This window comes from Pengzhenrongella phosphoraccumulans, assembly GCF_045689905.1.
Lineage (GTDB): Bacteria > Actinomycetota > Actinomycetes > Actinomycetales > Cellulomonadaceae > Pengzhenrongella > Pengzhenrongella phosphoraccumulans.
Window position 1 is genome coordinate 626757 of record NZ_CP144210.1, and the last position, 24247, is coordinate 651003.

The following is a 24247-nucleotide window of genomic DNA, read 5'->3' on the forward strand; positions in this document are numbered from 1 at the left end:
CTAACCGGAGGTGAGCTGGTCCATGATCGAGCGCAGATCGGCCGGGGCCGAGGCAACCAGCCGTTCCCAGCCGCGCACCGTGCGGCGCACCTGGCGCAGCACCTTGGCCGGGTCGAGACGATCGGCCACCATCTGGTTCAGGTACGGCCGCAGGAGCTCAGTGAGCGACACATTGGCCCCGATCGCGCTGCCGAGCCCCTGCAGGCGCAGCAGCACGCGAAAGAGCAGCGCGAGGTCGGCGGGGAAGGTCAACGTGTTGTCGTGCATGATCTGCATCCCGGCAGCGACCATCGCGGTCATGTCGAGGTCGCCGACCCCGCCGCTGAGGTAGCGGTTGAGCCAGGTCTCGATCTGCCCGGCCAGCCGGTCGCGATCGAAGTCGCGCGGCGGGTGGGTCAGCTCGACGACGACGTCGACCAGTTCCTCGACGTCGCGTGCGGCCACGGCCACCAGAAGCGCCTCGAGCTGATCGCGGCGGGGGCCGGTCAGATGACCGACGTCGCCGAAGTCGAGGATGGCCAGGTGGCCCCCGTCGGGCAGCAGGAAGTTTCCCGGGTGCGGGTCCGCGTGGTAGAGCCCGTCGCGGAACACCATCTCCAGGTACACGTCGGACGCCCGCCGGACCAGGGCGTCGACCTCCCACCCGCTGGCGATCACGGAGTCTCGGCCGCTCATCTGCTGACCTGAGAGCAACGACATGGTCAGGAAGTCGCGGCCAGACAGCTCCGGGAACGGGGCCGGGACGACCACATCGGGCTCGCCTGAGAAGTTCACGGTGACCTGCTGGAGGTTGACCAGCTCCTGGCGCAGGTCCATGGCGGACCGCATCATGGTGTCGAACTCAGCAACCAGCGACGTCGGGGAGTAGCGGGCGATCTCCTCATCCCTCGCCAGCACCCCGGCCAGCGCCCGCATCAGCTCAAGGTCTTCCAGCACCCGCTGCCGGGCACCGGCGTGCACCACCTTGACCACGACCGCTGTGCCGTCCACGAGAGTGGCGCGGTGGGCCTGGGCTACCGAAGCTGACGCCAACGGCACCGACTCGAACGACCCGTAGGCCTCCTCGACCGGACGACCCAGCCCGGCGAGGATCGTGGCTTCAACCGAACCCGCCGGGTCGGGCGGCACGTTCGCCTGCAGCTGCGCCAATTCCGCGGCCACATCCGGGCCGACCAGGTCAGGGCGCAAGCTGAGCATCTGACCAAGCTTGATCCACGAGGTGCCGAGCTCGGCGAGGGCTCCCCGCAACCGCTGACCCGCCGTCCCCGCCGCGAGCTCCGCGTCCGCCTTGCGAGCTAGAGCCCGAGCAGCAAGGCCGGCCTCAGGCAGATCACCGACCCTGCTCGCCAGGCCAGCAAAGCCATACCGAGCCAGGACATCCACAATCTCCGCGATCCGCTCCCGGTGACGAAAGAGCACTCCGGCAAAGTCTTGACTCATGGCAACCTTCGCTCGCAAGGGTGACTGGCTGCCAGCATGGCAGCGCTCTAGCCACCGGGCGAGGCGGCAGTGAGCCATCCCGATCCTGACCGAGCCGCCCAACACGAACAATCAGCGCGGGCCCCGCGCCCCGCTGGACTTCGACGGGTGCGCGACGAAGTCAGGTGCGCCTGTGGATCGACTTGTAGGTCAGGTAGGCGCCCAGTCCCTCGAGCCCGTACTCGACTCCTAGTCCGGAATCGTGGCGTCCGCCGAATGGTGCGGAGTGGTTCGAGGCGAAGAAGTTGATCCCGACCGAACCGGAGTCCACGCGCTCCGCGACCGCGAGCGCGTGGTCCGCGTCGGCCGAGAACACGATCCCGCCGAGCCCGAACGGGGTCGAGTTGGCAATCCCGATCGCCTCGTCCACCGTGTCGTAGCGAATGATCGTGATCACGGGCCCGAAGATCTCCTCCCGGGCAACCCGCATCGCTGGCGTGACGTCGGCCAGCACCGTCGGTTCGATGAAGTAGCCGGGCCCGTCCACGGAGTGGCCGCCCGTCATGAAGCGCGCGCCCTCAGCGCGCGCCGAGTCGAGGAAGCCCATCACCACCGCGAACTGCGCTGCGGACGCCACCGGCCCGAACACCGTGTCGGGGTCGAACGGGTCGCCGTGTTTGCTGCGCGCGATCTCGTCGGTGACCATCCGCACGACCTCGTCGTATCGCTCGGCCGGCGCCAGGATGCGGGTCGAGATGTAGCAGGTCTGGCCGGTGTTGCGCAGGCAGGACCGCACCAGCACCGAACCCATGGCTGCCAGGTCCGCGTCCGGCAGGACGATGGCTGACGACTTGCCGCCGAGCTCCAGGGTGACCGGCCGCAGCAGCTCGCCACAGGCTGCGGCGATGCGACGTCCGACGGGCGTGGACCCGGTGAAGGCGACCTTGTCGACGTCGGGATGGCGCACGAGCCTGTCGCCGACCGCACCGTCGCCGGTGACAAGGTTGATGACGCCGGCGGGCACCCCGGCCCGCTGGGCAGCCTCGACGACGAATCGGATGGACAGGGGCGTCGTCGGAGCGGGCTTGATGATGACGGTGCAGCCGGCCAGCAGCGCCGGGGCCAGCTTGATGACCACAAGGTTGATCGGGAAGTTCCAGGGCGCGATCAGCGCGCAGACCCCCACTGGGTCGCGGCGCACCACCGACTCGGCACCGCCCGTGGGGAACGGCCGCACGTCGTCGCGCTCGAGGTGCGGAGCGAGCGAGGCGAAGTACCGCAGGAGGCTGGCCGCGTTGGCGGCGGCTCCCAGCGTCTCCATGACCGGAGAGCCGTTCTCGCGGGTGTTCGTGGCGGCGAGGGGCTCGGTATCGGCAAGGAGCTCGTCCGCCATCGTGAGCAGGATGTCCGCACGCTCGGACGCGCTCATCCGCGGCCACGGACCGTGATCGAACGCCTCACGGGCGGCCGCCACGGCGGCGTCCACGTCCGCCGGGGAGGCATTGGGCACCGATCCCCAGCGCTCCCCGGTGGCCGGGTCGACGACGTCCATGGCCTCGTCGCCGTTCGCCGTGACCCAGGAACCACCGATGAAGAGGTCGGTGGTGTCCGACCATCGCAGCGGGGTCTGGCGAGTGATCACCGCAGCACCGGCGACTTCAGGATGGCTTCGGTCCGATCCAGCTCGGCTGTGCCCATGGCGATCCCGGCCTCGGTGAGCAGCTCGGGGATGATCTCGGATCTCAGGCGGTCCATGTTGGTGGCCGGGGTGATGCCGAACCATCCCGAGATCAGCGCGATGCCGGCGGTGGTGAAGCGCCACAAGCGGTCGGCGTCCCGCATCATGGCATCCTCCAGGGAGCGAACTTCCGGACGGGTGTCGTGGCCGTCGATGATCGCGCAGACCTCGTCGATGAACCGCTCCCCGTATCCGAGCGGCGGCAACACCTCGCGGGCGATCGCGCAGCCGGCCACCTCGTGCTCGAAGCGGATCTGCGCCTTGCGCCAGTCCTTGGAGAATCCCTCGGAGATGATCTTGCTCTCGTCGACGCGCGCCCACCCCGTGTCGTGCAGGAGTACCGCGACACGAACGACCAGGCTGTCGGCCTCGGGGTTGGCGGCGCAGAGCCGGTCTGCGTAGGCCATGGACATCGGCAGGTGGATGTCGTTGCCCCGGACACGGAGCTCCGGCACGACGGACTTCCAGATCGGGTCGAGGTCCGTCGGCTGTGCGCCGAGGAGCACGATCGGCGACGTGTCGATCGGGCCAGTGGCGGCGACGGGTAGCGCCGGCAGCGGGAGGACCATGGTCAACCTTTCGTGGTGGTCGGTAGCAGCGACTTGAGCGGGATCGCAGGATCGGCGACCTCGTCGGCCGGGAACGTGACGTGCTGGCCGAGGGCGGCCTTGACTGCCATGAAGTCCAGCGGAGCGTTCACGCAGTCGGCCGCCAGGAGCCGGTCGCCCCGGTAGTAGAGGACGCTGAACCGGCCCTTGTCGGGGTCGTGGCGCACGACGGTGGAGTCGGCACCGGTCGACAGCCCGGCGATCTGCAGCTTGAGGACGCCCTGGTTGGACCAGAACCATGGGATGAGCCGGTACTCCTCGGCGCGTCCCGCGATCGAGTAGGCGGCCATCTTGGCCTGCTCGACGGCGTTGTTGACGCTCTCGAAGCGGACCCGGCTTCCTTCCGGCGCACCCGGGACGGGGTTGGGCAGATTGGCGACGTCCCCGAGGGCGATGGTGACGCCGTCGGAGGCGATCGAGTACGCATCGACCAGGATGCCGTTGTCGCACTCCAGCCCGATGCGCTCGGCCAGCTCGGTGTTCGGGATCACGCCGACACCGATCAGGACGAGGTCGGCCTTGATGATCCGCCCATCCTCCAGCTCGACCGCGGCAACACGGTCACCCTTTGCGATGATCCGGCGCAGCCGGGCGTCCAGGACGATGTCGATGCCGTGAGACCGGTGGTGCTCGAGCAGGTAGTGCGACGTCTCCTCGCCCACGGCCCGGCCGACCAGGCGCGATCCGGCCTCCAGCAGCGTGATGGTGCGCCCCATCGAGTGCAGGCTCGCGGCCGCTTCGATGCCGATGAAGCCGCCGCCGATGACGACGACGTCGCGCACGTCGGGCACGCGAGCCTTCAGCTCGAGGGCGTCGTCGGCGTTGCGGAGGTACAGCACCCCGTTGCTGTCGATCCCCTCGACGAGAAGCTTGCGGGCGCGGGCCCCCACAGCGAGCGCGAGCCGGTCGAACGAGAACTCCGCGCCCGACATGCTGTGCGCGACGCCGGAACCATCGGCGTCCTTCTCGATCCGGATGATCCGCTCGTTACGGACGACGCGGATCTCGTGCGTGTCCCAGTACTCCTGAGTGCGGAAGATCAGCGATTCCTTGCTGACCTTGTCCTGCAGGTACTCCTTGCTGAGCGCCGGCCGTTGGTAGGGCCGGTGGTTCTCGTCGCCGAGCAGGGTGATCGGTTCGGTGAAACCGAGTGCCCTCAGAGCAACCGCGAGTTGGACGCCGGCCTGCGAGGAGCCGATGATGAGCAGTCCTGCGGCCATCTCAGACCTGCCTTGCGGGCGTGGTCACGTGGAGGTTCATGCCCTCCGTGACCTTGATCTGGCATGACAGGCGCGAGCAGTCCTCGCGCTCGACGGCGGTGCCGTAGAGCATCTCGTCCTCCATCTCCTCCATCGCAGGCAGACCTGCGAAGTCGTCGGGATCGACGACCACGTGACACGTCGCGCAGGAGAGCGAGCCGCCGCACTCGGCGACGATTCCGGGAACGCCGTTCCGGACGGCAGTCTCCATGACCGAGTCCCCGACGCTCGCCTCGATTGTGCGAGAGACGCCGGAGGAATCTGTGGTGGTGATTGTCGGCATGCAGGTCTCCTTGGTGGCGATTGCTAGGTCAGATGAACTGGCGGCCGCCGTCGACGACGAGCGTCTGGCCGCTGATGTACGACGAGTCCGGGCCGGCGAGGAAGAGTGCCGCGCCGACGATGTCCTCCGGCTGGCTGGCGCGGCGCAGCGCGCCGCGGTCGATGCCATAGGACTCCGCGCCGGACCCCATGAGGCCGTAGCTGGCCTCGGTGAGGGTGAAGCCCGGTGCGATCGTGTTCACGGTGATGCCACGCCGGCCGAGCTCCTTGGCCATCACACGACTCAGGGCGATCACGCCACCCTTGGAGGCGACGTAGTGGGCCCACTGCTCCGAGCCGCTGTACACCGTCGCGGACGCGAGGTTGATGACCCGGCTGCCGTCGACCAGATAGGGGCTGCAGGCGCGCGTCACCAGCCACGGGCCCTTGAGGTTGACGTTCATCACGAGGTCCCACTCGGCGGGGTCGATGTCCTCCAACGGAGACCGCGTGACGGTGGCGTAGACGGCCGCGTTGTTCACGACCACGTCGATGCGCCCGCCACCGAACTCCGAGACACCGAGCGCGAGCTGCTCGGTGGACTCCACGGACGTGACATCCACCCGGGTCGACCAGGCGTCCGTCCCCTGCTCGGCCAGCAGGGCCGCGGTCTCGTCGGCTCCCTCGACGTTCAGGTCGGCCACCGCGACGCGGTAGCCGCGGGCGGCGAAGCCGAGCGCGAACGCCCGACCCAGCCCGCCCGCGGCACCGGTCACGAGAACGGTGCGGTTGACCGCATCAGGCATTGAATTGCCCACCGACGCTGAGCTCGGCGAGCGGCAGGTCGTCGAGGATCTCCACGGTCCCCTTGGTGCCGTCCACGCGAAGCCGTTGCCCCGTGGTGATCGTGGTGGAGGCCGTGCCCGTTCCCGTCACCGCGGGCAGCCCGTACTCCCGGCACACGATGGCGGCGTGACTCATCATGCCGCCGATGTCGGTCACGGTCGCCGCGATCTTGCCGAAGATCGGCCCCCAGCTGGGCGCCGTCACCGGGGTGACCAGGATGTCGCCGGGCTCGATCTCGCTCAGGTCGTCCGACGTCATGATGACGCGGGCGGGTCCCTCGGCGATGCCTGGAGACGCAGCCATGCCCTTCAGCGCGGAACCCTTCTCGGCGTCGTCGGACAACCACGACTCGACCTGCTCGGTGGTGATGCCCCACAGCATCCGCGTGAAGGGCTCGGTGATCACCTCGGGCGGGGTGTTCAGGGCCGGCTGCGGGCGCTGGGTCTTGAGTGCCGCCACGATGGCTGCGCGCTCCGCGATGATCGGCGGCCAGTGCCGCGGGCCGATCGCCTTGGGGCACCGACGCCCCACCAGGTGATGTAGTCGAACAGCGCGTCCCGGACCTCGTTGCGGTTCAGGTAGAGGATGTCGTCCTCGTGCTCCCAGAAGCCGGCCTCGACAAATACGCGGGAGAGCTCCTTGACCTTGCGCCAGAAGACGCCCATGGTCCAGTGCTCGATGTAGAAGTTGTGGTTCTCCACATAGGGGTAGGCGGTCACGGCCAGCTGACGCTTCATGTCGAACAGCTGCTGCGCCTCGCCCTCGAGCAGATCGCGGTACTCCTCGACGATGCGGTCCTTCTCCACGATCAGCTCGGCGACCGGGCGCATGATCTGCTGTCCGTCCTCGATGCGGCGCAGGTAGTCCTTGATGTAGTCGAGCGGGATCTCGGGGTGGGCGTTCCAGTACTTGTCGTGGCCGTAGAAGCCGTTCCCGACCGTGAAGTTGAACCACGGGTCGTGCGCCTTCTTCCACATCTCGAGCCACACGTCACCGCCCGGGAGGTTGCGCAGCTTGGCGAAGACGACCTCGGGATCAGTGACGTCATCGAAGCAGGCGTGCAGGTCCAGCTTCTGGGCGAGCAGGGCCAGCTTCTTCAGCTCGTCGTCGGGCTTGAAGAGCTCCATGTCCACGCCCTGGACCATCGTCGCGATCGACTGGTCGGGGATGTTCGGGAAGACCTGCTTGCAGTAGTTGAAGAAGTCCAGGTAGGCGATGTAGCCGAGGTTGAGGAACTCGAAGTGGTACTGCCAGTTCTGGTAGGTCAGCTGGATGAGCCGGTCGTAGTTCTCGAGCAGCACCTCCGAGCCGTCCATGGCCTTGCCGCTGTGGATGTCCTCGATCGGGACCATCGCCGCGAGCGGCTTGAACTCGAGGGCCTCGAGGTCGTTGATGGTCTCCTTGACCTTGGTGTGCCACTTCTCCAGCAGGGGCTCCCAGTTCTGGAAGTAGTAGCCGACGCGCTCCTCGAAGTGCGGGATGCGGGCGAGGATCTCGGCCGGGTCCACGGACACGGGCGACATGTAGAGATAGCCGAGGTGGATCCGGAACTCGATGCCGTTGGCGTTCGGGATCATCAGGTGGCGCGCGTTGACCTGGCCGAGGCACTTCACCGCGAACTCGCCACCGATGGTCTCGAACGGCTTGAACACCGTCGGCCAGTGCTGGCTGTCGCAGAACCAGAACTTCGCGTCTTCCTCCTCGCGGAGGTCGTCGTGGAACACCAGGTAGTACGGGTAGATCTTCTCCCAGCCCTCGGCACCGGGGGGGTGACCAGGTCGGACGGCTTAGGGAAGGACTTCTTGCCCATCGAAATTGTCCTTTCGGTGACGGGCCAGCGGGTCAGGAGACCGGCCAGGTGGGAGTGCTGGGGACGCTGCTCGTGCCAAGCATGGAAGCCGTGATGCTGCTCATCGAGAAGTTCGGCGCGGGAGCCGCAGGGATGCCCTCGGGCTTCGGCTTGTTGGAGTGGATGGTCTCGGGTCGCGACTGCAAGAGCAGCAGGTTCTCGCCGTCCGGGAGGTCGGCGTCGAGGGCCCACTCGATGTCCTGCGGGCACTTGTAGTGCTTCTCGCAACGCTTGGCCATCAGGGCCACGGCCTTCAGCTCGTCGTCCGTGAGGCAGCGGACATCGGCGCGTTCGCGCGGGACCTCCCGCTGGACGAGCGACTTGGTGGAGGCGTCGGGGACCAGCTCGGCGTGCTTGTCACCGATGTGCTCACCGACGACGACGAGGGTGACCTTGTCGAGCATGATGTTGTCCGGCGTGACCAGCCCGGACACCACCATCTCGCCGACCCCGTAGGACGCGTCGATCGTGATCTTCGACCGGTCCCCGTTAGTCGGGTCCATCGTGATCGCGACACCCGCCACGCGGGCGTTCACCATCTTCTGGACGGCCACGGCCATCCCGAGCCCCTCGTTCGGGATGTCGTTCTTGAGCCGGTAGATGATCGCCCGGGTGGTGTACAGGGATGCCCAGCACCGCCGGATGTGCTCCTTCACGGCGGCCGAGCCCACGAGCCAGAGGTAGGTGTCCTGCTGACCGGCGAACGAGGCGTCCGGCAGGTCCTCGGCGGTGGCCGACGAGCGCACCGCGACCGGCACCTCGCCGCCGCACTTCTCCATGAGCGCGTTGTAGGCGTCGCGGGTGGCGTTGTGGATGTGGGCCGGCATCTGGAAGCTCATGATCTCGTCACGGATCCGCTGCGACACCTCGTCCACCGCCTTCGTGTCCTCGGGGTCGATGCTCTCGAGGTAGCGGCGGATGTCCTGCTCGATCCCGGCGGACGCGATGAACTCGTTGTACGCCGACGTCGTGACGGCGAAGCCGGGCGGGACCGGCATGCCGGCCGTCGTCATCGACACCAACGAGCCGCACTTTCCGCCCAGCTCGGCGTGCTCGGGCTCGATGCCCGCATCGAACGCCCACACGTACTTCACATCGGTGGTGGTCATGCTCACGCCTCCCAGGTGACGGGGACTGCGGTGGGGACGCGGAAGGACAGGTTCTTGAGGAAGTCGATCCCCTCGGGTTCGACGAGCGTGAGGTTCGGGGCTAGCCGGACGATCTCCTCCAGGGCGATGCGGGCCTGCAGCTTGGCCAGCATGTTGCCGACGCAGACATGGATGCCGAAGCCGAACGAGAGGTGCTCTCGGGCATTGGGGCGTTCGATGTCGAACGTCTCGCCGTCGGCAAACTTGGCCTCGTCGCGATTGGCCGAGCCCATGACGAGCAGCAGTTCCGCCCCGGCGGGGATGGACACCCCGCCCACCTCCGCGTCCGTCAGCGCCTTGCGGCGCCACGCGACGATCGAGCCGCTGTAACGCAGCACTTCTTCGATCGCTGCGGGGATGCGGTCCGGGTCCGCGACCAGCGCGGCCCACTGGTCCGGGTGCGCCAGCAGGACGCGGACGCAGTTGCTGATCAGGGTGGTGGTGGTCTCGTGACCCGCAAACAGGAGGCTGTAGGCGACTGACGCGATCTCGTGATCGCTGATCGGGTCGCCGTCGTCTTGCGCCCGCACAAGGTCGCCCAGCATGTTGTCGCCATGCTCGGCGTGCGCCTTGGCGACCAGCGCCTGGCACTCCTGCCAGTACTCGACGAGCTGGTGGGCGTACGGGACCTGGGCCGCGTCGTCGAGGTCACCCCAGGTCATCATGGCCCGCGCCTCGGACCAGCCCTTGAACTGGGCGATGCGTACCTTCGCGGTCTGCTCGTCGAAGAGGCCGAACAGGGTCAGGATGGTGATGGTCGGGAGGTCGTAGGCGATGTCGCGCACGATGTCGCCGTCTCGCTCGGGCCGCGCGACCATCTCCGTGATGAGGGCCGCGACGTTCTCGCGGATGTGGGGTTCCATCGCCTTGTACCGGCGGGGGGTGAACGCCCTCTGGACGACCTTGCGGATGCGCGTGTGCTCCGGGGGCGTACGCGCGGACAAGCCGGAGTAGGCGGTGAAGCCGCCCTCGTCCATGATCCGTTTCGCCTCTGGACCTCGTTCACGGACGGGCTTCTGCGCGTTCTCGCTGGAAAAGGTCTCCCAGTCCTCGAACACGGCCTTGACGTCGTCGTAGCGCGTGACGACCCACAGGTTGGTCCGCTCGTCGAACATGACCGGCTCCTCCGCGCGGAGCTCGGCGTAGGCGGGGAAGGGATCCTTCATGTCGAACGGCTCGTAGCCGTGTTGTACCGGGCAACCGGTGGTGGCGTTTGCGGGATTGGCGAACGTCATTGTCCCCTCCTCTGTGAGCACGTACCTACGTGAGCAGGTACTACTTTTGAGCGTACTTCTCGGCATGAACGGGCATGGTCAAGTTGGGAAACGTCTTGTAAGTCGTCATCCGGTGGTCACCTTCTGCGGGGGCTGGCTTGCCCTCGTGGAGCTGGCTAAATCACTCCTGCATCAGTGCGGGGAGGTCGTACGGCCAGCCGGTGTAGCACTCGGCGAGATACTTCATGCTGTCGTCGGACGAGGTGACCGCCATGAGTTCGCCGATCTGGCGCTTGCGCATGAACGAGCTGTCATCGGCCGGGGTGTGCAGCATCTGGGTCATCCAGTAGGAGAAGTTCTGGGACTTCCAGATGCGGTTCGCGGCGCGGACACCGTAGGTGTCGAGGTCAGCCCGCGAACCCGTCTTCGCCCAGGCGATGAGGGCTGGGGCGAGGAGCGCCACGTCACCGAACGCCAGGTTGAGGCCCTTGGCGCCCGTCGGCGGGACGGTGTGGCAGGCGTCGCCGGCGAGGAAGAGGTTCGCGTGCTGCATCGGTTCCTGCACGAAGGAGCGGAACTGGAGAACGCTCTTCTCGAAGATCGGACCGCGCTTGAGCGTGAAGCCGTCGGGGCCGGCGACGAGCTCGTCGAGGTGATCCCAGATCTGCTCGTCGGTCCAGTCGTCCACCTTCTCTTCCGGGTCGCACTGGAAGTACATCCGCTGGATCTTGTCCGTGCGCTGGCTGATCAGGGCGAAGCCCTTCTCGGAATGGGAGTAGATCAGCTCGTCGGAGCTGAACGGCGCCTCGCAGAGGATGCCGAACCAGGCGAACGGGTAGCGGACGGTGTGCTTGACGCGGCCGGGGATGAGGTCGCGGCACCGGCTGCGGGAGCCGTCCGTTCCGACGACGATCTCGCACTGGATCTGCTTGGCCTTGCCATCGGCGTCGGTGAAGTTGATCTTGGGTGCGTCGGTCTCGAAGTCGATGACCTCGGCGTCGCTCGTGCCGAAGCGGACGTCACCACCGTCGCGCTTGCGGGCGGCCGCCAGATCGACGAACACGTCGTTCTGCGGGTAGAGCCACACCGTCTGGCCGACCAGCTTCTTGAAGTCGATGTGGTGGTTCTCGCCGTTGAAGCGCAGGTAGATGCCGCTGTGCTCATACCCGTTGGTCAGGATGCGACCGTCGACGCCGGTCTCGGTGAGCATGCGGACGCTGCCCGCCTCGAGGATGCCGGCCCGGTGGGTGGTGGCGATGACGTCGTGCTCGCGGCTGTCGATCGCGATGCTGCTCACGCCCTGGCGGGCGAGGAGGTGGGAGAGCATGAGTCCAGCCGGACCTGCCCCGACGATGCCCACACGGGTCTTGATGATCTCGCGTTCCATCTTCGAACTCCTATGTTCGTACGTCTGGTGTCGGGTCGTGCTTGTAAGCCCTAGTGGTCGAGCTCGGTCGCGGGTCGGGGTGCCAGCGGCACACTCGTGCGGTCACCCGGTGACCACACCGCGCGAGGCACCATCACCTCGCCCCGCATGATGAGGCGGGCCGTGCGCAGCAGAGCGGCCCGGGTCACCTTCTGGGGGTCGTCGGGGTCGATGCCCAGCTCGACCGTGAACTCGCCCGTCGGGTGCTCGATGGACAACGTCCGCGAACCGTCCGGCGACGTCGCACCGCGATCGGCGATGTCGGCCGCGACCGACCCGTCGAGCACACAGGCGGTCCCGACCGTGACGGCCGCGAGCACTCCGATGGCCTCGTGCGCGACCCGGGGGATGAAGCTGCGCGTGCAGATGGCGCCGCCGTCCCGTGGGCGGGCGACGAGAGTCATCTTCGGGTAGCTCTTCGTGGTGACGTCCCCGAGGCCCATCAGGGCACCGCAATGCAGCCGGAGCTTCTCGAGCTTGCCCTTGAGTTCGGCGTCCGCGTTGAGGTCGGCCACGCTCTCGTACCCGGTGCGGCCGAGGACCGCGGCATCGAGGATGACCAGCGGCATCCCGTTGTCGATGCAGGTGACGTCGATCCTGCCGACCCCGACGACGTCGACCGTGTCGCGCACGTTCCCGGTCGGCAGGAGACCGGAGGCCACCGAGCCTGCCGTGTCCAGGAAGCTGATGACGATGGGGGCGGACGTCCCGGGGACGCCGTCGATCCGGGCCCCGCCCGCGTACTCGACGTTCCGCACGCCGTCGACGAGCGGCGTCTGGACCGTGATCTCGGCCACCATCTCGGTGTTGAGGGTGAGTACCCTCGCGCTGGTCACGTCCCCCGTCGGCTCCAGCAGCCCCGCCTCGATGGCGAACGGCACCACTCCGGCCAGCATGTTCCCGCAGTTGGGGGTCGTGTCGACGAGGTCGCTGTCCGGCTGGAGCTGTGCGAACAGGAACTCCAGGTCCAGCCCCGCACGGCTGCTGCGCGCCACGATCGCGACCTTGCTCGTGAGCGGGTGGGCTCCCCCGAGACCGTCTATCTGCCGGCGGTCGGGTGAGCCCAGGACAGCGAGGAGGACGGCGTCGCGGGTGGCGAGGTCCTGCGGGAGGTCCTCGGCGCGGAAGTACGGGCCACGGGAGGTGCCGCCGCGCAGGAAGTGGCACGGGATCGCGGTCTGGGTGCTCGGGCTCATGCGACTGCCTCTGGTGGGTCGGGGAAGGTGTCGCTGTCGACCTCCGCGGACTGGTCCGCGTTGTACCGCGGGCCACAGACGGTCTTCTGGTTGATCAGCGCGTCGGCCCTGCGCAGGATGTCGGGCGCCAGGACGACGTCGAGGGCGCCCAGGTTCTCCGCCAGGTGGCCGCGGTCGGTCGTCCCGGGAATCGGGACCACGTGGTCGCCGCGCGTCAGGAGCCACGCCAGTCCGAGCTGCGCGGGGGTGCAGCCCGCCTCGTTCGCGAGCGCCCGGTAGCCGTCCAGGAGCGCGACGTTCGCCGGCCAGCTCTCCTCGCCGAAGCGGGGCATGGCACGGCGGATGTCCGTGATGGCGAGCGTGCTCACGTCCCTCAGCGCGCCGGTGAGGAAGCCCCGCGCCAGCGGGGAGAACGGCACGAGGGCGACGCCGTCGGCGCGACAGGCTTCCGACAGCCCCAGCTCGGGGTTACGCGTCCACAGGGAGTACTCGTTCTGGACCGCGGCGATCGCGTGCACGCTCTGCGCACGGCGCAATGTGGACACCGAGACCTCGGACAGCCCGATGGCGCGGATCTTGCCGGCCTGCTCGAGCTCGGCGAGAGCCCCGACACTCTCCTCCACCGGGACCGACCTGTCCCAGCGGTGGAGGTAGTAGAGGTCGATGCGGTCCGTCCGGAGCCGCCGCAGGGCGGCATCGCACGTCGCCTTCAGGACCTCCGGCCGGCCGTCGATCGACTTCCGCCCGTCCACGATCTGCATGCCGCACTTGCTCGCGAGCACGAGCTCGTCCCGGTGACCACTCAGAGCAGCACCGAGGAGCTCCTCGTTGCGGCCGCCGCCGTAGAGAGCGGCCGTGTCGAAGAAGGTCACCCCGCGGTCCAGGGCGGCGAGCAGCAACCGGCTGCCCTCATCCGGGCTTGGCGGGACGCCGTAGGCGTGGCTCAGCTCCATGCAGCCGAGCCCGAGGGCGCTGACCTCGAACGGACCGATCCTGCGGGTCGGCAGGGTGGTGGACATACGGGGCTCCTCCTTCCCGTCAGCGAGCAAGCTGCTGCTCCAGCGCACCGAGGACGCGGTAGCAGGGCATCACCTGCTGGATGGACGAGTTGGGCTCCCGGTTCTCCCGGATGGCCGCCACGAATTCCCGGTCCTGGAGCTCGATCCCATTCATCGAGACGGCGACCTTGGTCACGTCGATCGGCTCGTCCTTGCCGGTGAACAGGTCGTCGTACCGGGCGAGGTATGTGCCCGTGTCACCGATGTAGCGGAAGTAGGTGCCCAGCGGGCCGTCGTTGTTGAAGGAGAGCGAGAGCGTGCAGATCGCACCCGAGGCGGCCTTGAGCTGGATCGACATGTCCATCGCGATGCCCAGCTCGGGATGGATGGGCCCCTGGATCGCATGGGCCGCCACGATCTCCGACTGCGCCTGATAGGCGAACAGGTCCACGGTGTGGGCCGCGTGGTGCCAGAGCAGGTGATCGGTCCAGCTGCGCGGCTCCCCCTTGGCATTGATGTTCCGGCGGCGGAAGAAATACGTCTGCACGTCCAGCTGCTGGAGCGCGAACTCCCCCGCCGTGACCTTGTCGTGGACCCACTGGTGACTGGGGTTGAACCGCCGGGTGTGGCCCACCATCGCGATCTTGCCGGACACCTGCGCCACCGCGAGGGTCGCCTCGGCATCCGCGAGGCTGTCAGCCAGGGGGATCTCCACCTGGCAGTGCTTGCCCGCCGTCAGGCAGGCCTGCATCTGCGCGGCGTGCATCTGGGTCGGCGTGGCGAGAATGACGGCGTCGACGTCGTCCATCGCCAGGACCTCGTCGAGGCTCGCCACCGCCCGGCCGATCCCGTAGTCAGCCGCAACCTTCTGGGCGGATTCGATGCTGCCGCTCGTGATCGCCACCACCTCGGCACCCGCGATGTTCTGGAGCCCATCAAGGTGCTTCAGGCCGAAGGCGCCCGCTCCCGCCAGGGCGATGCGGACCGTGTTCACGCTGGCCATGTTCATCCCTCCACGAGTGGCTTGCTGGGGTTCTCTAGGATCAGGTGACCGACAGCCGTGTTCGACGCCGGCACGTGGTAGAAGCGGTGCATCACCTTCACCGGGTCGCCACCGTTCTGGTCGTCCATCGCGCCGCGCGCAATGAGCCACATCACCAGTTCGATCCCTTCGGATCCGGCCTCGTCGACATAGTCGAGGTGCGGCGAGGTCGACAGCTCCGCGGGATCAGCGATGAGCTTGTCGAGGTACGCGTTGTCCCACTCGGGGTTGATCAGCCCCGCGCGGGTGCCCTGGAGCTGGTGGCTCATCCCACCGGTCCCCCAGATCTGGACGTTGAGGGGCTCGTCCCAGGACTCCACAGCCTTGCGGATGGCCTTGCCGAGCTCGTAACAGCGCCGCCCGGACGGCGCGGGGTACTGCACCACGTTGACAGCAAACGGGATCACTCGGCACGGCCACTCGGTCGGCTGGCCGAACAGGAGGGACAGCGGCACGGTGAGGCCGTGGTCGATGACCATCTCGTTCACGAGCGTGAGGTCGAAGTCGTCCATGATGACCGACTGGGCGATGTGGGCCGCGAACTCGGAGTGGCCCTCGATGTCGGGCACCGGACGCTTGCCGTAGCCCTCGTCGGCGACCTCGTACGCGGGACCGGTACCGATGGCGAAGGTCGGGATCAGGGTCATGTCGAACGCTGTCGCATGGTCGTTGTAGACGAGGAAGATCACGTCGGGGGTGTTCTGCCGCATCCACTCCTTCGAGTACTCGTACCCGTCGAAGACCTTCTTCCAGTACGGCTCCTGGGTCTTGCCCCCGTCGACGGCCTGCCCGAGCGCCGGGACGTGCGAGGTGTAGACGCTCGCGGTGATCCGCGCCTGACCGGTCGCCTCGGTGTGCTCCTGGTGCTGCGGGTTCGGGTTGTCCTTGATGCGGTTGCCGTCGGGACTGCGCCCGCCGCTGAGCATCATGTCCCGGTACGCAGCCTCGGACAGACCCGTCATGGAGCCGGCCATCTGCTGGAACGACATCCCGTGCGTGGCACCGATCTTGGACAGGAAGTAGATGTTGCCGCCCTCGGCGATGGCCGCGTTGAGGTCGACGTCGAGCACTGCCTGCTTCTGCGCCTCGGTCATCGGCCATTCGTCGACGTAGGCGCGTTGATCCGCCAAGAACCGCTCGCGGTTCTCCGGCTTCATGAGGGACATGCAGAACTGGTTGAGGTGGTAACCCTTTCGAGACTGTTCCGCATCGAAGATGGTGGTCCCCGGGATGTCCTTGTAGGGCTTAGCGAGTGCCATGTCGTCCTGCTCCTGTGTCGGGGTGAGTGCCTGGGGTGTCGCGGTCCGTCAGCCGACGGTCTCCTCGGGCCAATAGAGGCGCATCGGGTTGTCCACGAGGAGCTGGTACCGCAGTTCCTCGGTGGGTGCGATGTGCGAGATGAAGTCCACGAGCAGCCCGTCGTCGGGCATGTGAGCGTTCAGGTTCGGGTGGGGCCAGTCCGTGCCCCACAGGACGCGCCGCGGGAACTCCTCGACGACGCGCCGCGCGAAGGGCACGACGTCGGTGTACGCGTCGCGCTCGCCGGCGAGCGCCTCGGGGCCGGTCACAGAGAGGCGTTCCGGGCAGGTCACCTTCGACCAGATGTTCGGGTGCTCGCGCAGCAACCTGAGGAACAGCGCGAACTCGGGTCCGTCGACCGGCTTGGAGACGTCGGGGCGACCCATGTGGTCGACCACGACCGTCGTCGGGATCGAGCTGAAGAAGTCGTAGAGGCCGGGGAGGTCCTGCGCCTCGAAGTAGATGACCACGTGCCACCCGAACGGCGCGATCTTCTCGGCGATCTCCATGAGCGCCTCGGTCGGGGCGGCGTCCACCAGTCGCTTGACGAAGTTGAAGCGGACGCCCCGGACGCCCGCGTCGTGCATCTCGACCAGCTGGTCCTCGGTCACGTCACGCCGAACCGTGGCGACACCGCGCGCTCTGCCGTCGGAGGCCCGAACGGCGTCCAGCATTGCGCGGTTGTCGGCACCATGGCAGGTGGCCTGCACGATGACGTTCCGCGCGAACCCGAGCTGGTCTCGCAGGGCGAAGAGCTGCGCCTTGGACGCATCACAGGGCGTGTACTTGCGTTCCGGCGCAAAGGGGAACTCGCTGCCCGGGCCGAAGACGTGGCAGTGGGCATCGACGGCTCCGGCCGGAAGCCGGAACGTGGGCGTACTTGGGCTCTCGTACCAGTCCAGCCACCCTGGAGTCTTCGTGAATCCACCGGACGTCGTCGCGTGCGGAGCCTGCGTCATGTCATTCCTCCTTCTCGGCGGACGATGGCGCCGGTGCGGCGCTCGCGACCTGGGCGAGGATGCGGTCCGCCTCGGTGCGCCAGTCGGGGCTGCGGGCGAAATCGCTGCCCTGGGGACCGAACACGCCCTCGTCGGCGAGGTCGGCGACCCAGGCCTGGCGTCTGGCCGTCGCGGCGGCTAAGAAGGGCTCGAGACCCACATCGCGGACAGTCTCTGCGACCTCCCGCACCTCCTCGGACCGACGGCGGCCGTGCTCGATCGCGCGCTGGAAGAAGTAGGTGCCCTCGGCTTCCCAGTCCACGCCGGGAAAGGTCTCCTTCAGCGACGCGAGGACGGCGTCCTCCACGCCGTACGCCCTCGCCGCCGTGAAGCTCTCGATGACCATGGCCTCGAGGCCCTTGATCATCACCGAGCGACACATCTTCGTGGCGGACGCGACGCCGAGCCGTTCGTCGTAGAAGCTCGCACCGGTGAACCCCAGGGCGCGCAGCGGGGCCTCGAGGGCCCTGGCATGCGGACCGCCGAGGAGCAGTGGGACGGCGCTGCGGTAGGGCGGGATCGAGGTCATCACCGCGCCCTCCACGTAACGGCCGCCGGCAGCATCGATCACGGTCGCTGACTTCCCCTTCGCGCCGGGCGAGGCCGAGTTGAGGTCGAGGAAGAATGTTCCGCCACTGATCCCGGGAGCGCTCGCCTCCGCGACCGCGAAGTCTTGATCGGCGGTGACCGCGCTGATGACGAGATCCGCGGCCGTGGAAACTGCACCGTGGTCGGCGAGCAGGGCAACGCCGTGACCCGCAGCGTGGGCTCGGAGCGGCCGCCCGGTCGCCTCGTCGGCGTCGAGCTTGACGTCGTAGGCGACGACCCGCACGCCCTGGCCACGGAGATCCGCCGCCAGGATGCGACCCACCTCGCCGTACCCGATCAGCCCGACCGTCCTGAGCGGCGCCGCTGCGTTGTGGCCCACCATCCCCCTGCTTTCAGTCAACGTAGGTAAGACCGAGGTCAGCCAGCGCCCCGCGCATGTCGTACAGATCGAGGCCGAGCACGCCGTCCTCGAACTTCTGCCGTTTGGCGATCTCGTTGGCCTCGCGTTTCGCGGCCGCCTCGGCCACCTGGCCGGCGATGGCGGCCGGGACCACGACGACGCCGTCGGTGTCCGCGACGACGACGTCACCGGGGTTGACGACCGCGTTCGCCACGACCACGGGAATGTTGACCGACCCGAGGGTCGCCTTGATGCAGCCCTTCGCGTTGATGACCCGCGAGAAGACCGGGAAGCCCATCTCCTCGAGGGTGTCGACGTCGCGCACGCCGCCATCGATGATCAGGCCGACGCAGCCGCGGGCCTTCATCGAGGTGGCGAGGAGGTCGCCGAAGAAACCGTCCTCGGTCTCGGTGGTACAACCCGCCACGACGACGTCGCCCGGTTGGATCTGCTCGGCGGCCACGTGCATCATCCAGTTGTCGCCAGGCTGCAGGAGGACCGTCACGGCCGTCCCGCAGATCCGCGCCCCTCGGTAGGCGGGGCGCATGTAGGGGCGCATCAGCCCGACGCGGCCCATCGCCTCATGGATCGTGGCCACGCCGTACTTCGAGAGCTCCGCAACGGCGCCCGGTTCGGCGCGAACGACCTTGCGGTTGACGATCCCCAGTTGGTTCAAGATCACGTTGAGTCCCCCCTTGGTGTGCAGCTGGACGAGGTCTAGAGACCCTTGGAAGCGAGCAGGCGATCGACCCGCGGGTAGACGCGTCTGGTGTTCTGCGAGAAGACCTGCGTCTTGCCCTCCGGTGTGAGGACGGTCGAGGCGTCGATGTAGCGCTTGGTGTCGTCGAAGTAGTGCCCGGTACGTGGGTCGATGTCACGGACCGCGCCGACCATCTCGCTCGCGAACAAGATGTTGTCGACCGGGATGACCGTCGTGAGCAGATCGATGCCTGGCTGGTGGTAGACGCACGTGTCAAAGAAGACGTTGCGCAGGATGTGCTCCTCCAGCTCGGGCTTCTTCAGCGCCATCGCGAGCCCGCGGAAACGCCCCCAGTGGTAGGGCACCGCGCCACCACCGTGCGGGATGACGAACTTGAGCGTCGGGAAGTCGGCGAAGAGGTCGCCCTGGATCAGCTGCATGACTGCAGTCGTGTCGGCGTTCAAGTAGTGCGCGCCGGTCGTGTGGAAGGCCGGGTTGCACGAGGTGCTCACGTGAATCATTGCCGGGATCTCGTACTCGACGAGCTTCTCGTAGATGGGGTACCAGGATCGGTCGGTGAGCGGCGGCGACGTCCACCTGCCACCGGAGGGATCCGGGTTGAGGTTCACGGTCACGGCCCCGTACTCCTCGACGGACCGGACCAGCTCGGGGATGCTCGTCTCGGGAGCGGCGCCGGGGGACTGCGGGAGCATCGCGCCCATGATGAAGCGGTCCGGGTACAGCACGCTCACGCGGTAGCAGAGCTCGTTGCAGATCGCGGCCCAGGTCTTCGACACCTCGAGGTCGCCGACGTGGTGAGCCATGAAGGACGCCCGTGGGGAGAAGATCGTCAGGTCGCTGCCACGCTCGTCCATAAGCCTGAGCTGGTTGGTCTCGAGCGACTCGCGGATGTCGTCATCGTTGATCGCCAAGTCCGCGACCCGAGGGGCTTCGGCGGTGCCCTGGGTGAAGGCGACCTGCTCGTCACGCCACAGCCCCAGCGCGGGGGGGGCAGTCGTGTAGTGACCGTGGCAATCGATGATCATGCGGACTCCTGCGGCCTCGTCGAATTGGCTTCCTCTCGGCCTGTGCGACGAGCCCGTGAGAGCGACCTGGTACTAGCAAGCATCTTGCCCTTGATCAGACCAAAGCGGGGCCGTTCGGGCATGGCATAGCACCGGGTTGGGGATCGCTGCATCGACATGCCGGCACCACCACCCCCGGCGCCCTGTCGACGAGTCGCTGCCGCCCACGACCGGACGTACCCGTCCCCCGGTCCCCCTGCGCGTGCTCGACGACGTCGCGGCCCGCCTGACTCAGGCCAGTCCCCTGGGCCTCCGCTCCACGGGCACCGCAGTTCTTGCTCGGCCACCGGTGCCCGGCCTTGCGCCAGTAGTCATCGTGGCGGCCACTACAAGTCCGCAGCCAGTCCGCAAGAAGTCCGCAAAAGGTCCAGTCGCTGCCATCAGCTGCCGCCAGACACACTCACTCATTGGCTGCATCTGCACAGTTCAGCCGCCAGAACCGTCAGCGTCCAGCACTCTCCGTCGAGGACCGACCCCGCCCCCGACGAGCGTCGGGCGCACCGATCGCGAGCCCAACGATCAGGGCTTGGCAGCCCCGAACTGGACCGGGCCCGGAAGCGCCCCGAACGCTACGGGCCCGCCGGCTCCGCAGGCAGCCGAGCCGGATAGTTCGCGACGAGGTCGGTGTCGGCGCCGATGACGCCGAAGGCGGCCGCTCCGCCGGGTGCGCCCAGGGGCGCGGTGCGCCCGGGCAGCGGCTCGTCGAAGAAGATCGCGTTGTCCGCCAGGAACGGTCCGAACACGCTCGGCAGGTCGTCCTCGTAGAAGATGGCCTCGACCGGGCAGACGGGTTCGCACGCGCCGCAGTCGATGCACTCCGTCGGGTTGATGTAGAGCGATCGTTCGCCCTCGTAGATGCAGTCGACCGGGCACTCCTCGACACAGGCTCGGTCCAGCACGTCGATGCATGGTGCGCCGATCACGTAGGTCATCGCACACTCCTTCACTTGCTTGCGGTGCACGACCGGGGGAATCCGATGCCACTCGCGCCGAGTGGCGGCGCGCCTCGACCGAAGTGGGGCAGGGGCCCGTCGAGGCGACGCCGCCACCGGTAGTTTATACGTCTATTCTCGTTTTTACTCTTCCTGCGGGTGAAGGTGACGAAGCAGACGCCCGCGGTAGGCGGCGGCCGTGCTCAGTCGGTCACGACGAGGAGGCCGTGGGCACCCCGTTCGGCGTCGACCATGCGGTGCGAGACGAAGGGGTAGTGGCCGGCCTCGGGCGGGACGAGCTCGACGAAGCCGCCCTGCGCGGGTTGCAGCCCGAGAGCCTGCGCCCCGCCGGTGTCCCACGCCGGAGCGTGCGGGCCGCCGAGCTGGTAGGCGCCCTCCAGGAAGACCGTGTCGAACTGACCTCCCACCACGTGGAAGGCCGAGGACCGGTTGGGCCCGGCGTCGAGCACCCAGATCCGGACCCGCTCCCCTACCCGCGCAATCAGCGGCTGGTGGTCGTACTGGTTCGGGTAGCCGTTGAACACGACCGTGTCCGGGGACTCGGCGGCGATCAGGGCGGAGTCGGCGATACCCCCTTGCGGTCCGAAGTACTGCTCGGACTGCACCAGGACGTACTCCCGGTCGACCACCGGCAGGTCGGGCGGATCGATGATGACCGCACCGAACATCCCGTTCGCAATGTGCAGCGACATCGGCATGGTCGCGCAGTGGTACATCCAGATCCCTGAGCGGGTCGCGGTAAAGCGGTAGGTCAGCTCCTCCCCCGGCTCGATCGTGCGCATCGGGCCGTCGGGGGCGAGCGCACCGGCGTGGAAGTCGATCGAGTGCCCGATGCTGCCGTCGTTGACGAGTGTGATCTCGAAGGTGTCCCCGACGCGTCCACGGAGCACCGGCCCGGGCGCGGTGCCACCGAACGTCCAGATCGTCTGACGAACCCCCGGCGCAACCTCGGTCTCGACCTCTTGGACCACCAGCCGCTCGCGGTGCACGGTCGCCTCCGCCGCGGCGGTGAGCACGGGGTCCCGCCGGACGGCGTCCGGGCCGGGTACGGCCTGCAGGTCCAGGTCGTCTCCCGCGGGATCCGCGCCCGCTGCGTCACTGGCGTCACCCGCGTGGCCGGCATCGTGGTCGCTTCCGGTCGTCCCTTCGGCGCCGCCGAGGACCACCACGTCGAAGACCATCCCCATCTGCCGGTGCCCGGCGATGGAGCACCACCCGGCCAGGTCGCGGCCGACGACGCCGACCTCGACCCGCGTGGTCGCGCCCGGCGCGAGGCGGCCCGAGCCTGCTCCGGAGTCCAGCACGAGGTCGTGGACGCTTGCATCGGTGTTGGTCACGACCAGCACGAGCTCGTCACCAGCCTTGACCTCGACCGAAGATGGCACGAACCGCATGTCCCGGGCCTCGACCGCGATCTCGACCACCGTTCCGGAGGCCTGGACCCCACCGGCGGGGGCCGCTCCGAGACCGATGCTGGCCGGGTCGGCCGCGATCCCCGCCACGACCACCACGGCGAGGGCCGCGCCGGCAGCGATCGCTTGGCCCCGGCGGCGCCGCCCCGCGACGACCGGTAGCGCGGCGGTCCCACCGGAGGCGAGCGGTCCCGCCGGACGCGGACGCCGTGCGACCACGGCCACCCGCACGAGTAGCACCGGGGTCCAGATCAGGGCACCGAGAACCAGCATCGACGCCCCCACGAGCAGCAGGCTGGGGCCCGGGAGCAGGCACAGCGCGAGGCCGCCGTTGACCAGGATGAGCCGGGCCATGGCGCCCCGGTCGGCGATCGCGTTCGTGGCCCGAACCACGGCGGGGCCACCGCCGAGGATCATCGGCACGAGGTAGCTGAGCGACCCGAGCAGCACCTGCGCTGCGAAGCCGACTGCGAGCGGAGCGAGCAGTGCTCCGACCCGGGCCTCCGCCTGGGGCCAGCTCGACGCGGTCGCCAGCATGACCGTCCACGCAACCACGGAGCCGCCCAGCCACCCCCAGGCGGCGGCGACGGACCAGGTGGCGAAGGACGACGGCGGCCGGCGTCGGGCCTCGGCGACCAGTGGCGCAGCCGTGCGGACCAGGCCCAGCAGATAGAGGCCAATGCCCCCCGCAGCCAGCCCGAGCGAGCCGGTCGCGGCACCGGTCACCACGACGGACAGCCCGGCTCCCAGCACGGCGAGGCCCTGCCGCGCAGCGCGCTCAGCCCCGGGTTCCGCCCGCACGCGGAGCATCGTGGGCCACAGCGTGACGAGGGTGCCCAGGACGGTCAGCCCGATCCAGCCGAGCAGCATGGTCGCCAGGTGCGCGACGTACAGGCGTGCGTGCGCCGAGCCGTCTGATCGGGAGAGCAGGACGCCGAGCGCGATCCCGACCGGCAGGGTGAGGGCGGAGGCCACGAAGTACGACGTCGTCCAGCCGAGCATGGACGCCAGGGCGCGGCGACTCTGGTCCCAGAGCACGAAGGCGTGCCAGAGAGCGACGCCGGCGACCAGCACCGCCCCGACGATCACCACGGCCGACCGAGCGCTGACCACCCCGGCGATCACGGTCGTCGCACCGAGGGTGTGCGACGCGAGGCGGATGGCCTGGTCGCGATGGCCACCGCGCAGCGGCCGTCGCCGCACCGCTTCGGCGAAGTGGGCGCTCCAGATCAGGATGGCGGAGCTGACCGCGCCCAGCAGGAGGAGGTGGACCATGAGCCACCGCGCGTCCGGGATGCCATGCGAGATCGCGACGACGGCGCTCGCGACCAGCCAGCCGAGCACGATCGCGTTCACTCGCAGATGCCAACGAGATCTCACGCGGCCACCTCGGTCGACGACGGCTCGGTGCGCGACGGGTGGCGCCGGGCCGGGCCGGTCACGTCGGGGCGGTCAGGCCGCGGAGCGGCGCGTGAAGGTGAGCCGCCAGGCTTCCGGGCCGCGCTCGAGGTAGCCCACCGCGAACTCGTGAGGCCACCGCTGCTCGATCTGCGCGAGCAGCGGGAGCGGGTCGTGGGGCGCGACCAGGATCAGGCCGCCACCGGGCGCGATCGAGTCGAGCGCTCCGAAGATCGTCGCGTGCCGGATCGCGTGCGGGACCGTGCGCGCGTCGAGCTCCGGGTACTGCGGTCCGTCGACCTCGCCGCAGGTGCAGGCCCCGCCGCAGCCGGCATCTACGGCACTCTCAGCCTCGTTCGCGGCAACGGCCTCGGCCTCGTTCGCGGCGATGACGACGTCCTTCATGGGGGTTCCTCCAGCTCAGCGGCGCGACCGGCCGCACGGCGACG

Annotated in this window: 22 protein-coding genes; all 22 read right to left on the reverse strand. The window is 68.4% G+C overall.

Going from position 1 to position 24247, the window contains the following annotated elements; translation table 11 throughout:
* The 22 genes from VTA80_RS03055 to VTA80_RS03160 all read right to left on the reverse strand — a co-directional run bounded on the left by VTA80_RS03055 (position 1) and on the right by VTA80_RS03160 (position 24203).
* Positions 1-1440 (reverse strand): ABC1 kinase family protein, encoded by a 1440-nt coding sequence (locus VTA80_RS03055; RefSeq protein WP_407343949.1) that lies wholly within the window; start codon positions 1438-1440, stop codon positions 1-3.
* Between the two features lie 160 nt (positions 1441-1600).
* Positions 1601-3061 carry an aldehyde dehydrogenase family protein gene (locus tag VTA80_RS03060; RefSeq protein ID WP_407343950.1) on the reverse strand — a complete coding sequence of 487 codons (1461 nt, stop codon included), beginning with the start codon at positions 3059-3061 and terminating at the stop codon, positions 1601-1603.
* Positions 3058-3726, reverse strand: coding sequence for an HD domain-containing protein (locus tag VTA80_RS03065; RefSeq protein ID WP_407343951.1), 669 nt, complete (start codon positions 3724-3726; stop codon positions 3058-3060). Before VTA80_RS03065 ends, VTA80_RS03060 begins: the two co-directional genes overlap by 4 nt.
* A gap of 2 nt (positions 3727-3728) precedes the next feature.
* Positions 3729-4985, reverse strand: coding sequence for an NAD(P)/FAD-dependent oxidoreductase (locus tag VTA80_RS03070; RefSeq protein WP_407343952.1), 1257 nt, complete (start codon positions 4983-4985; stop codon positions 3729-3731).
* A 1-nt stretch (position 4986) separates the two neighbouring features.
* Positions 4987-5307 (reverse strand): 2Fe-2S iron-sulfur cluster-binding protein, encoded by a 321-nt coding sequence (locus VTA80_RS03075; RefSeq protein WP_407343953.1) that lies wholly within the window; start codon positions 5305-5307, stop codon positions 4987-4989.
* Between the two features lie 28 nt (positions 5308-5335).
* Positions 5336-6091 carry an SDR family NAD(P)-dependent oxidoreductase gene (locus VTA80_RS03080; protein WP_407343954.1) on the reverse strand — a complete coding sequence of 252 codons (756 nt, stop codon included), beginning with the start codon at positions 6089-6091 and terminating at the stop codon, positions 5336-5338.
* Positions 6084-6590, reverse strand: coding sequence for a PEP-utilizing enzyme (locus tag VTA80_RS03085; protein ID WP_407343955.1), 507 nt, complete (start codon positions 6588-6590; stop codon positions 6084-6086). The genes VTA80_RS03080 and VTA80_RS03085 overlap by 8 nt, the downstream gene beginning before the upstream one ends.
* Complete coding sequence (locus VTA80_RS03090; protein ID WP_407343956.1) at positions 6551-7855, reverse strand: hypothetical protein; 1305 nt, start codon at positions 7853-7855, stop codon at positions 6551-6553. The genes VTA80_RS03085 and VTA80_RS03090 overlap by 40 nt, the downstream gene beginning before the upstream one ends.
* A gap of 118 nt (positions 7856-7973) precedes the next feature.
* Entirely contained in the window at positions 7974-9089 is a 1116-nt protein-coding gene (locus VTA80_RS03095; RefSeq protein WP_407343957.1) for a PEP/pyruvate-binding domain-containing protein, read from the reverse strand.
* Positions 9090-9091: 2 nt separating this feature from the next.
* Positions 9092-10363, reverse strand: coding sequence for a cytochrome P450 (locus VTA80_RS03100; RefSeq protein ID WP_407343958.1), 1272 nt, complete (start codon positions 10361-10363; stop codon positions 9092-9094).
* Between the two features lie 160 nt (positions 10364-10523).
* Positions 10524-11729 (reverse strand): 4-hydroxybenzoate 3-monooxygenase, encoded by a 1206-nt coding sequence (locus tag VTA80_RS03105; RefSeq protein WP_407343959.1) that lies wholly within the window; start codon positions 11727-11729, stop codon positions 10524-10526.
* Positions 11730-11779: 50 nt separating this feature from the next.
* The gene (locus VTA80_RS03110) at positions 11780-12964 is read right to left on the reverse strand and encodes a 4-oxalomesaconate tautomerase (protein ID WP_407343960.1); all 1185 of its coding nucleotides are present in this window, start codon (positions 12962-12964) and stop codon (positions 11780-11782) included.
* Positions 12961-13983, reverse strand: coding sequence for an aldo/keto reductase (locus VTA80_RS03115; RefSeq protein ID WP_407343961.1), 1023 nt, complete (start codon positions 13981-13983; stop codon positions 12961-12963). The genes VTA80_RS03110 and VTA80_RS03115 overlap by 4 nt, the downstream gene beginning before the upstream one ends.
* A 19-nt stretch (positions 13984-14002) precedes the next feature.
* Entirely contained in the window at positions 14003-14965 is a 963-nt protein-coding gene (locus VTA80_RS03120) for a Gfo/Idh/MocA family oxidoreductase (RefSeq protein ID WP_407343962.1), read from the reverse strand.
* Positions 14966-14967: 2 nt separating this feature from the next.
* The gene (gene ligA / locus VTA80_RS03125; protein ID WP_407343963.1) at positions 14968-16263 is read right to left on the reverse strand and encodes a protocatechuate 4,5-dioxygenase subunit alpha; all 1296 of its coding nucleotides are present in this window, start codon (positions 16261-16263) and stop codon (positions 14968-14970) included.
* A 48-nt stretch (positions 16264-16311) separates the two neighbouring features.
* Positions 16312-17262 carry an amidohydrolase family protein gene (locus VTA80_RS03130; RefSeq protein ID WP_407343964.1) on the reverse strand — a complete coding sequence of 317 codons (951 nt, stop codon included), beginning with the start codon at positions 17260-17262 and terminating at the stop codon, positions 16312-16314.
* Position 17263: 1 nt separating this feature from the next.
* The gene (locus VTA80_RS03135; protein ID WP_407343965.1) at positions 17264-18229 is read right to left on the reverse strand and encodes a DUF1932 domain-containing protein; all 966 of its coding nucleotides are present in this window, start codon (positions 18227-18229) and stop codon (positions 17264-17266) included.
* Positions 18230-18242: 13 nt separating this feature from the next.
* The gene (gene ligK / locus VTA80_RS03140; protein WP_407345659.1) at positions 18243-18926 is read right to left on the reverse strand and encodes a 4-carboxy-4-hydroxy-2-oxoadipate aldolase/oxaloacetate decarboxylase; all 684 of its coding nucleotides are present in this window, start codon (positions 18924-18926) and stop codon (positions 18243-18245) included.
* A gap of 41 nt (positions 18927-18967) precedes the next feature.
* Complete coding sequence (locus tag VTA80_RS03145) at positions 18968-19996, reverse strand: amidohydrolase family protein (RefSeq protein WP_407343966.1); 1029 nt, start codon at positions 19994-19996, stop codon at positions 18968-18970.
* A gap of 608 nt (positions 19997-20604) precedes the next feature.
* Positions 20605-20967, reverse strand: a complete 363-nt coding sequence (gene fdxA / locus VTA80_RS03150) for a ferredoxin (RefSeq protein ID WP_407343967.1) — start codon at positions 20965-20967, stop codon at positions 20605-20607.
* Between the two features lie 203 nt (positions 20968-21170).
* Entirely contained in the window at positions 21171-23756 is a 2586-nt protein-coding gene (locus tag VTA80_RS03155; RefSeq protein ID WP_407343968.1) for a multicopper oxidase domain-containing protein, read from the reverse strand.
* 96 nt (positions 23757-23852) lie between these two features.
* A complete protein-coding gene (locus VTA80_RS03160) occupies positions 23853-24203 on the reverse strand; it encodes a DUF2249 domain-containing protein (RefSeq protein WP_407343969.1) in 351 nt (116 codons plus the stop codon).
* Positions 24204-24247 lie beyond the last annotated feature (44 nt).